The sequence below is a fragment of the Archangium sp. genome (assembly GCF_036388035.1).
Classification (GTDB): Bacteria; Myxococcota; Myxococcia; order Myxococcales; family Myxococcaceae; genus Archangium.
Genome location: NZ_DASVSO010000289.1, coordinates 1 through 10,438 on the forward strand (window position 1 = coordinate 1; position 10,438 = coordinate 10,438).

At 68.9% G+C, this 10,438-nt stretch carries 7 protein-coding genes; 5 read left to right on the forward strand and 2 right to left on the reverse strand.

Going from position 1 to position 10,438, the window contains the following annotated elements; translation table 11 throughout:
- Nucleotides 1-81: 81 nt before the first annotated feature.
- The 4 genes from VF697_RS12175 to VF697_RS12190 are packed head-to-tail and all read left to right on the forward strand — an operon-like array spanning nucleotide 82 to nucleotide 3,749.
- On the forward strand, nucleotides 82-1,083 hold the full coding sequence (locus VF697_RS12175; protein WP_331094474.1) for a hypothetical protein: 1,002 nt from the start codon (nucleotides 82-84) through the stop codon (nucleotides 1,081-1,083).
- Nucleotides 1,080-1,400: a hypothetical protein gene (locus VF697_RS12180; protein ID WP_331094476.1), complete on the forward strand. Its 321-nt coding sequence runs from the start codon at nucleotides 1,080-1,082 to the stop codon at nucleotides 1,398-1,400. The genes VF697_RS12175 and VF697_RS12180 overlap by 4 nt, the downstream gene beginning before the upstream one ends.
- A gap of 55 nt (nucleotides 1,401-1,455) precedes the next feature.
- A complete protein-coding gene (locus tag VF697_RS12185; RefSeq protein ID WP_331094479.1) occupies nucleotides 1,456-3,396 on the forward strand; it encodes a DNA/RNA helicase domain-containing protein in 1,941 nt (646 codons plus the stop codon).
- Nucleotides 3,393-3,749 carry a nucleotide pyrophosphohydrolase gene (locus tag VF697_RS12190; RefSeq protein WP_331094480.1) on the forward strand — a complete coding sequence of 119 codons (357 nt, stop codon included), beginning with the start codon at nucleotides 3,393-3,395 and terminating at the stop codon, nucleotides 3,747-3,749. The genes VF697_RS12185 and VF697_RS12190 overlap by 4 nt, the downstream gene beginning before the upstream one ends.
- Nucleotide 3,750: 1 nt before the next feature.
- On the opposite strand, the gene VF697_RS12195 is transcribed toward VF697_RS12190, so the two are convergent.
- Nucleotides 3,751-8,973: a pentapeptide repeat-containing protein gene (locus tag VF697_RS12195; protein ID WP_331094481.1), complete on the reverse strand. Its 5,223-nt coding sequence runs from the start codon at nucleotides 8,971-8,973 to the stop codon at nucleotides 3,751-3,753.
- Between the two features lie 251 nt (nucleotides 8,974-9,224).
- On the opposite strand from VF697_RS12195, the gene VF697_RS12200 reads away from it, so the two are divergent.
- Nucleotides 9,225-9,845, forward strand: coding sequence for a DUF2378 family protein (locus VF697_RS12200; protein WP_331094483.1), 621 nt, complete (start codon nucleotides 9,225-9,227; stop codon nucleotides 9,843-9,845).
- A gap of 15 nt (nucleotides 9,846-9,860) precedes the next feature.
- Here the strand turns inward: VF697_RS12200 and VF697_RS12205 are convergent.
- Nucleotides 9,861-10,438, reverse strand: a 578-nt coding sequence (locus tag VF697_RS12205) for an AAA family ATPase (RefSeq protein WP_331094485.1), incomplete at its 5' end; no start/stop codon positions are given.

Sequence of the window (10,438 nt, forward strand, 5' to 3'; positions counted from 1 at the left end):
CTGCGCGGCGATGCCCGGTGAGTCGCTCGGCCTGATGGTCCTCGTGGCGGGCTGGCTTGCCCGTCGGAGGAACCGGAACGCGTGAGCACCGTGGAGGCACTCCTCGCCCCCGCCGACGCCCTGCGCGCGAGGCTGTACCGCCTCGCCGCTCCGTGGGCCGCACCGCTCTTCGCCGACCGCGAACGGCGCGTGGCGTGGCTCGGCGGGGCCGGGGTGGCCTTCTCGTTCCTGCTCACCCTCGCCGTGCCGCTCTGGAGCCTCGCGCTCGGCCCCGTGCTGCTCGGCGTGCCTCACCTCGTCGCGGATCTGCGCTACCTCGTCGTGCGCCCCGGGTTGCATCGCCGCACCGCTCTGGCCGTGCTCGGGGGCGTGCCGCTCCTGGCCACCTGGGGCGGTGCTGGCCCGGCGGTGGGGCTGCTCGCGATGGTGCCGGCCATCCTGGGCGCCCATGGCTCGTGGTGGCGCAAGGCAGGGGTGCTCTCGGGCTGGGCCGTGCTCACCGTGCTCGCCCTGGGCTTCCCCACGGGTAGCCAGCTCGCCCTGCTCCACGGGCACAATGTGCTGGCGGTGGCGCTGTGGTGGTGGGCCTGGCGGTCGAGGCACTCGCGCGCCTGGGGCGTGCCGCTGCTCGCCGCCGGGGGGACGGTGGCCCTGCTGCTCGGTGTGGCCGAGCCCGTGATGACGGCGCTCGGTGCCTGGACGGCCCCGGCAACGGGCACGTCCTTCGGTGAATTCGTGGAGCAGTTGGCGCCGCTGAAGGGCCACCCGGCGCTGGCGCTGCGGCTGGTGCTGACCTTCGCGTTCCTCCAGTCGGTGCACTATGGCGTGTGGTTGCGCCTCGTCCCGGAGGAGGATCGGACGCGCGCGGCACCGAGACCCTGGCGGGCGACGTGGCGGGCGCTGGTGGAGGACTTCGGGGTGCCAGCGCTCGTGCTCTTCGGGGTGCTCGCGCTCGCCGTGGCCACCTCGGGGCTGATGGACCTCCGGGAGGCGCGGCTGGGCTACCTCCAGCTCGCGGCGTTCCACGGCTACCTCGAGCTCGCCGTCGCGGCGCTCTGGCTCGTCGAGGGCCGGCGGACATGACGCGGTGGCTCGCCGCCTTCGTACTGACCCAGGTGCTCGAGGTGCCCCTCTACCTGCGCTCCGGCGCGGGCTGGCGCACCGCGTTGCTGGCCAGCACCCTGACCCATCCGGTGGTGTGGTTCGCCTTCCCCCTGCTGAGTCGAGTGGGTGTTGGCTACTGGGGCATGGTGATCGCGGCGGAGACCTTCGCGGTGGGAGTCGAGGCGCTCTGGCTCTCCGCCAACGGGGTGCGGCGCGCGTTCGCGTGGAGCCTGCTGGCCAATGCAACGAGCGTCGCTGGCGGTCTGCTCATCCGCTCCCTGTTCGGCTGGCCCTAGGTTTCGATCCCGCGCACGCTATGCTGCCCCCTTCGCGGAGCCCCGCCCGTCCACCATGCACCTCTACAGCGCTTCCGTTCCCGACTTCGTCCAGGCCGTGCGTGACGGCCGACTCGTCTCGAAGCTCGTCTCGGCCTTCGAGCAGAGTGAGCAGGCCCCTCCCTCCGAATCCGAAGAGACCTCGTGGCGTCAATCCCTGCCCGCGCTGGCCGAGGTCCTGGATGATCCGGCGTTTGACCGGGCCCAGGTCTTCCTCGAGCTACAGATGCCCTTGTGCTCGCGTCGGTGCGACGTGCTCCTCGTGGGCCAGTCGGCTCGCGGCGTTCCCGCGGCTGTCGTCATCGAACTGAAGCAGTGGACGCACGCGGGAAGGTCCGCCATCCCCGACACCGTCTCGCTCGGGAACCGGACCCTCCTCCACCCGAGCGCCCAGGCCCGGGGGTATGCGAGCTTCCTGCGCCACTACCACTCCGCCTTCACCCAGTCGGACGCGGAGGTCCACGCCTGCTCCTACCTCCACAACCTGGAGGTGCCGGCCACACTCAGCCTCCTGCGGGATCCGTTGCTCTTCGGCCCGTCGACTCGGGACGTCCCCCTGTTCGCCCGCGCCGAGGCCACCCGGCTCCAGGAGTACCTCCGCGGATGCGTCGGGGCCGGTGACGGCGAGGCACTCGCCGAGGCCGTGAGGAAGGGGAAGGCGCGTCCCTCCGAGAAGCTGATGGATCTGCTCGTCCAGGCGGTGGAGGGGTCCTTCGAGTGGCGGCTGGTCGACGAGCAGCTCGTCGCCTTCAACTCCATCATCGCCAAGGTGGAGGAGGCGCAGCGCACGGGCAACAAGGCCGTCCTGGCCATCCGCGGTGGACCGGGGACGGGCAAGAGCGTGCTGGCCATCCAGCTCCTGGCGCATGCCGCGCGCCAGAAGTGGCGCATCGCCCACGCCGCCGGCTCCAAGGCCTTCCAGACCGTGTTGCAGGGCAAGACGGAGGAGTTCGCCACGGACATGCTCAAGCGCATCTACAACGTCCGTTTCCAGAATCAGCTTCCGCTCAAGGAGCTGTTCTCCACCTTCGCGGACATCGCGCGCCTGGGCGCCGAGCAGGAGAACACGCTCGATCTCCTCGTGGGAGACGAGGCGCACCGGCTGTGGAACTTCCGCCGGGCCAAGTTCCAGAACTACGAGAAGCGGCTCTCGGACACGCCGATGATCGACGAGCTGCTCCGGGCCTCCCGCGTCACCGCGCTCTTCCTGGATGACAACCAGATGGTGCGCGCGGACGAGATCGGCACGGTGGGGCACATCCGGATGCATGCCGAGTCCGCGGGCATCCCCTTCACGCTGATCGACCTCAACGCCCAGTTCCGCTGCAATGGGAGCAAGAGCTACATCGAGTGGGTGGACCACGCGCTCGGCTTCCCCTCGCCCCGCTCCCTCCAGTGGCGGCGGTACCAGGGCTACGACTTCCAGATCGTCGGCTCGATGAAGGAGATGCAGGACCGGCTCGAGCACCTGCGGCTGGCCGGCAACAAGTGCCGCATCCTCGCGGGCTTCTGCTGGAAGTGGTCCAAGCCCAACAAGGCCAACGGGGCGCTCGTCCACGATGTGCACCACCCGGCCTTCAACGGGTGGAGTGCCCCATGGATCGAGAAGACGGGACGAGACCTGGCCCCCACCCAGCATCAATATTTCAAGTGGGCCACCGACGAGGCGTACTTCTCCCAGGTGGGCTCCATCTACTCGGTCCAGGGCTTCGAGTTCGACTACATCGGCCTCATCTTCGGCCCGGATCTGCTCTGGCAGCTCGAGCAGTGGCAGGCCGATCTGAAGGCCAACCGTGACGCGGCCTTCAAGCGAGACCTGAAGAAGTCGGGGACCGACGCGACGGAGCGGCTGCGCAACATCTACCGCGTGCTGCTCACCCGGGGGATGCGCGGCACCTTCGTCTACTTCGTCGATGAGCAGACCCGCGCCCGGTTCGAGGCGCTGCTCCAGCCATGAGCGAGGACGAACTCCAGCGGTTGCTCGAGGAGCTCCGGCGCTTCAACGCGGAGCGGGAGTGGGGCCAGTTCCACGACCCCAAGAACCTGTCCATGCTGCTGGCCTCCGAGGCGGGGGAGCTGCTCGCGCTGCTGCGCTGGGTGCCCAACGCCGAGGCGGACCAGTACGCCCGTCAGGCCGTCCCGCGCCAACGGCTCGCCGAGGAGATTGGCGACGTGGGCATCGCGCTCCTGTTGCTGTGTGATCGGTTGGGGATCGATCTCCTCGAGGCCATGCGGAGCAAGCTGGAGAAGAACCGCGCCAAATACCCGGTGGACAAGGCCCGGGGCCGCTGGACGAAGGACGACCCCTGAGTCAGTCTGGAAGGATGACTTCGCCAGGCAGGATCGACTCGTCCATGGGAAGTCTCAGGGGCGTGGGAAGGTAGGGATCGAGCTCGCCGGGCTCGAAGCGGCAGAGGCCAATGGCGTGCCAGAACACGCTGGCCGTACCTCCCTCGCTCTTGAAACCCCCATCGGGACGGAAGGACACCCAGCCGTCCGGGAGCTGGAGCAGCGTGGCGAGTCGGGCGCCGCTGCCCACATGCCAGAGGCCCACCGTGCCATCGGCGGAGCCAGAGGCCAGGAGCCTTCCATCCGGGCTGAAGGCCATGCTCCGGATCTGACCCGAGTGTCCTCGGAGCACATGGAGCAACACTCCATCCCTGGCGCGCCAGATCATGAGGGTGCGATCCGCCGAGCCGGAAGCCAGGAGCGTCCCATCCGGGCTGAAGGCCACGTTGGTCACGGAAGCCTTGTGCCCCCGAAGAACGCGCGAGGCGCCTCCCTTCCTCAACTCCCACAGGGTCACGCTCCGGTCGTTGGAGGCGGAGGCCAGGAGGGCTCCATCCGGGCTGAAGGCCACGCTGCGGACCTGGTCCGAGTGTTCCTGGAAGATGCGCACGGGTCGGTCCTGGCCCACGCGCCAGAGGGCGACCGTCCGGTCCGTGGAGGCGGAGGCCAGCATCGTGCCATCCGGGCTGAAGGCGACGTCGAAAACGGCTCCAGAATGCCCACGCATGACGACGCGCGGCTCCCACCCGGACTCGAGGCTCCAGAGGGTGACGAGCCCATCGTTGGAGCCGGAGACCAGCCTCCTACCGTCCGGGCTGAAGGCCATGTTGGAAACGAGCGCGCCGGAGCCCTGGAAGGTGCTCCGGGAGTTGCCCGTGCGGGTGTCCCAGACATGGATGATGCCGAGCGCATCGACCGTGGCGACGAGGTTCTCGTCCGTGGGGCTGAAGACAATGCGTTCGGCCGAGTGGTCCCTGATCACATCCAGGGGCCTCGCCTGATCCACGCTCCAGAACATCAGGGTCTGGTCGTTGGAGGTAGAGGCCAGGGTCGTGCCGTCCGGGCTGAAGGCCACGCTGGACACGGCGCCTTGATGGCCTTTGAGACTGCGGAGGGGATGCCACTGCTCGGTACTCCAGAGCACGGTGACCCGATCCTCGGAAGCGGAGGCCAGGGTCGTGCCGTCCGGGCTGAAGGCCACGCCCGAGATGGAGTCCGCATGCCCCTTGAGGACGTGGATGGGCAGCCCGCTCGCGGTGTTCCAGAGCATGAGGGAGAGATCCGCCGAGCCGGAGACCAGCATCTGCCCGTCCGGGCTGAAGGCCACACCGAGCACCGCGTCCGTGTGCCCTCGAAGCACGGTGGAAAGATTTTTGCGTTCCACACTCCAGAGCATGACGGTCTGATCCGCCGAGCCGGAGGCCAGCATCCGTCCATCCGGGCTGAAGGCCATGCTGCGCACATGCTCCGCATGGCCGTGGAAGACACTCAGGGGTTTCTCCTGGTCCTCACCCCAGAGCAGGATGGTCCCGTCGCCCATGCCCGAGGCCAGCAGCGAGCCATCCGGGCTGAAGGCCACGGACCGAACGAAGGACCTGTGGCCCGACACGGTGCGCAATGGCCGTCCATCCTCGACGTTCCAGAGCCTGACGGTCTGATCATCCGAGGCGGAGGCCAGCACCGTTCCATCCGGTTTGAAGGCCACACCGAAGACGGGGCCCTGATGGCCTTCCAAGACGCGAAGCAGCCGTCCATCACCCACGCTCCAGAGCGTCAGGGTCCGGTCGGACGAGGCCGCGGCGAGCCGGGTCCCATCCGGGCTGAAGGCCACGCCGCGCACACTATCCGAATGCCCCTGGAAGACGCGCAGGGCCTTGCCGGTGGGGGCGTCCCAGAGCCGGACGGTGCCATCGGAATGCCCCGTGGCGATGAGGTCGCCATCCATGGGGCTGTAGGCGACCGCCTGGCACGGTGAGGCCAACGACAGGCCGGGCTCGACCGTGGTGACATCGGGTCGGGCCGCGCCGAAGAGATCGCCCCCCTCGAGCGAGTCCACGAGGGCCCCGGTGAGCTTCGCGCCCCGCAGCCTCGTCCCCTGGAGCTTCGCGCCACGCAGGTCGGCGCCGAGGAGCCGGGCTCCCGAAAGATCGGCCTCCGTCAGATCCGCGCCCTGGAGCGAGGCCTTCGTGAGATCGGCCCGGGAGAGCCGCGCACCCCGCAGGTGCCCACGCGAGAGGTCGGCCTCCGCCAGGGTCACCCCCGAGAGGTTCGTGCCCTGGAGGTTCGCCCCACGCAGATCGAAGTCGGACAGGTTCTGACCTCGCAGATCGCTGTTCCCGAGGTTCTTCACGAACTCTTGGAAGTTCTTCAGGACCTTTTCACCGAGGTCCGAGAAACTTTCGAGCACGACATCCCTCACATGGATCGCGAGCGTCTGCCCCGGCTTCGCCCCAGGGAGCCGGCCCACGATGCGCAGCGCGTTCCGCTTCGCGAGGTCATCCCCCGAGACGGACATCGCTCCGACCCACTGTCCCACCGCCTTCGGACCCGCGAGGGCGATGAAGAAGTCGGCCATCAGGTCGCTCATCTCGCGACGGCCCAGGACCGTGGCCTCGCCTCCCGCCTCCAGCTCCTTCGCCGCCGCCTCGGCTACCAGCCACTCCATCACCGACTGGTGGACGAACGAGACGCGGCCCTCCTCATCCCGCACGAGCAGTGACCCGGAGCCGAGCTGGTGCCGCATCACCTCCGTATCGAGAACGTGCTCTCCCCGCGCGTTCACCGCCGCGAACAACCCCTCGGGCAGCTCGTTCGCGCTCACCGCCCGATCCATCCGCTCCCAGAGGAGCATCGCCAGAGCGGTGGCCGCGCTCCGGAGCTGCTGCCGGCTGAGCCCCTTGGGTGCACCCGCGGGATTGACCCGCTCGTGCTCGCTCCCGAGCCAGCGGTCGATCAGCAGCTCGTAGAGCTTCGCCGAGGAGATCTCCCCGGAGCCGGTCCGCGCCGACTGGAGGGACTCCGCGTCCAGGTCGGCGATGAAGCTCAGGAGCCGGGGGTTCTCCGACAGGCCGAGCAGATCCCGGATGCTGCGCAGCAGCTCCAGGCGCTCGTCCGCGGCTTCCTGTCCTCCCAGTCGGTTCAGCAGGAAGTGCCGGATCTGCTCCTCATTGAAGCGCTCGAGCTTGATGAGCCGGTAGCCCGGCAGCGACTCCGCCCGCTGGGCGAGCTCGAGCCGGACCTCGTGGTCCGTCAGGAAGTGCTGCGTCCGGCTCGTGATGACGACCTTCGCCTTTCCCTGCGCGGCCTCCATCAACGTGCCGAAGTGCTCCATCACCCGGTCATACGTGACGCGGAGCGCGAGCTCGTCGAAGCCATCGAACAGGAGCACGATCCGGCCCTCGCGCAGCATGCAGAGGAACCGCTCCATCTCGAACCGCTCCACGTCCGCGGCGGCGAAGTGCTGGGCCACGAGCTGACGCAGCGTGCGCTGCTTCTGAAGCGAGCGCATCTCGATGAGCACGGGCACCTGAAGCGAGCCCTCCTTGGCCAGCCTCCGCGCCAGCTCGTGGAGCAGGAACGTCTTGCCCGTCCCGAAATCACCGAGCACGAGCGCGAAGCGCGGGTGCGGTGAGTCGAGCAGCTCCAGGAGCGTCTGGAGCACGTCCTCGGTGCGGTCCGCCTCCCGCCCGCCGATGCTCACGCGGGCCCGCTGCTTCACGTAGAGCGACGGGGGGTAGACGCGATCGCTCTCGAGCCTCGCCGTCTGCTGCTGGAGGTAGTCGGAGAAATTGATGAGCCCCAGGTACTCCGCGAAGCTGACGAGGTCGACGCGCTGGGTCTCGGCCTTCCGCCGCAGTGACGGCGGAGCGGGCGGCCCGAGGTGCACGAGCCGCGAGCCGAAGGACTGATAGTCTCGCCGGTAGCGTGCGTGGATGCCCTTGACGAAGGCCTCGAGCAGCTCCTCGGTGATGGGCTGCTCGAGCGCGGCGACCGGGAGGATCCGGGAGAGCCCTCCATCGAGCACCGACACCTCGAGGAAGGTGGCGAACGGCGGCTCATCCTGGCGGCGGACGATCTCCGTCCCCACCGGCTCGTGCAACCGGCAGAGCCGCTCGACGCGCACGAGGAACTCGTCCGAATCACCGCCCCCGGCGTCCACGATCTCGAACGAGCGCCGGCCTCCCCTTCCGCCCACCTGGGATGCACCCACCTTCTCCGGGTGCAGGTGCTTCCGGAGGAACCCCAGCAGGAACGCCGCCGAGGCGTGGCACGCGAAGGAGCGGTAGGCGTCGTCCTTGTCGTGGTCGGCGTAGTCGGAGACGGCCTTCGCGATGATGGACCGGCGTCCGTGCAGCTCGGCCACGAAACCGATCGCCGACGCCTCCATCTCCGCGCCACGGACCTTGCGGATATGGCGGCTCAGCCGGTCGAACAGCTCCGGATCCTCGCGGACGACCTTCCCCGTGGCGATGGGGGCGACATGGACCTGGAAGGGGGGATCTCCCTTCAGCCCGTCGGGATCCAGCAGCCGCGCCTCGCCGACCTCGTTCTGGCCCTTCTCCGTCAGCTTGAGGGACTGGCGGACGCTCTCGACGAGGCCCTCCTTCCGGAGCGCCTGGACACACACACCCCAATCCGGGCACCGCGACTTGCGCTCGGGATGCGCCACCGGCTCCGGGCCCCCACCGTTTTCGTGGGCCTCCAGCGCGAAGAGGAGCCACCGCCGCTGGGCATCCTTCGAAGGAGGTCGCTCCTTCGTGAGCCGGGGGGCTCGCGTGAAGTCCTCGGCGAAATACGTGGCATCCAGGATCCACTGGTGCTCGAGGTTGTACGTCTTGAGGTCGTTGAAGAACTGATCGCCCCGCCCGTCGACACTCGCGATGAGCTTGCCGTGGTCGTAGCTGAACAGCCGGTCGGCCACGATGACGTCACCGAGAAACACCTTGCCCCGCCAGCCCGCGCAGATGCCGCACATCGCGAGGCAGCCTGGGTCCAGATCCTTGATCAACCCCACGGCCCGGCTGGTCGCCGCGGTCTCCCCCATCTCCCCCGACCAGGCCGCGGCCACTCGGAGCAGCTGCCCGGCGTCGTTCGGGATCTCCCGGACGTGGTAGAGGAAGCCGCTCGGGTCGCGAGCATCCTTCCAGCCATCCCGGCCCTTCCCGTCGAGCTCGAGCTCCAGGACGGCCTGCAACTCCTCTTTCAGTGCCGTCACGATGAGGACGTCGACGTGGGCACTTCGCATGCACGAACCCTCGCTCGCGAGTCACACACGCAGGCGTTGCGTCCTGAGACACCGGAGGCCCGACAGATACCATGGGCCTCGGCCCTGGAGCATGGCCGGGGCCGGAGCGGATGGGGCTAATGGGAGCCATGCGTCCCGAGAGCGGCCAGGCCGCCATACCCAGGAGTATGGAAGGGGGCGGCAGGATAGATGTCCAAGTCCGGACGTTTCATGGGAAGATGGAGCCCCCCCCGAATTCCGTACGCCTCCGAATGGATACGCCAGGTAGACCCGGCCCACCCCAGCCGCCGCTCGGCTCCGATGAGGAGCTGCGACAGCGCCTGTCCCTCCTCGCGCCAGCGCACACCATGCGCGGGCTCTTCTTCAATTCCGTGCTGGAGGTGGTGCGCAACCTGGCGGATCAGACCGCCGTGCAGCGCTGCCTGGCCGCCAGCGGGGAGACGAAGTTCCAGGATCTCGCCAGCTACCCCACCGGCACGTTCCTCCGGATGCTCTATACGGCGGGCCATGTCCTGAGCGGCAAGTTCGGCAGCTTCGAGGGAGCCCTGCGGCCGCTGGGCTCCCGGACGATGATGAAGTTCCTCGCCTCCGCCGCGGGCAAGGCCCTGCAAGGGGTGGCCGAGGACGATCCGCAGCGGCTGATCGCCAACATCCCGCTGGTCCACAAGATGGTGTTGATGGGGGGAGACTGCACGGTGAAGTCGCTGGGCTCCAACCGCAGCCTCCTCGTCATCGAGCGCATCTCCACCCCCGCGGCCTTCATCGAGGGCGCGCTGCAGATGACGCTCGAGGCCGCGCGGGTGCGGGGTGTCCGGGTGACCTCCCGGCAGACGGGGTCCCTGGACGCCGAGTTCGAGGTGTCCTGGACGTAGGCCCCGGCGCGCGGGTCAACCCCCGAGCACGGTCGCCAGCGCCCGGTACTCCGAGCGCAACATCCGCTCCGCCTCGCTGCCGGCCACGACGACCGGGAGCATCGCGTCCTCCAGCCCGGCTTCGGCCGCGAGCCTCACGGCGATGGGGGCCATCACCGTCGCCTCGATGAGCCGCTTCAACGGCCGGGCGCCCAGCTTCGGATCATAGCCATGGCGTGCCAGCCAGGCGCGCGCCCCCGGGTCCACCACCAGTCGCAGCCGGCGCCGCAGGAGCCCCGCCCGCGAGGCCGCCTTCTCCAGCTCCAGGTCCACGATGCGCAGCACGTCCGCCTCCGTCAGCCGCCGGAACGGGATGACGTGGTCGATGCGGTTGAAGAGCTCCGGCCGGAACGCCTGACGGATGGCCCGCATGAAGTCCTCCGCGCCGCGCTCGGCTCCGAAGCCCGCCGGCTCCGACTGCTCGACGCCGAGGTTGCTCGTCATGCAGACCACCGTCATCCGGAAGTCCACCAGCCGCCCGAGGCTGTCGGTGAGCCTCCCCTCCCCCAGGATGCCGAGCAGCAGATCGAAGACGTCCGGGTGGGCCTTCTCGA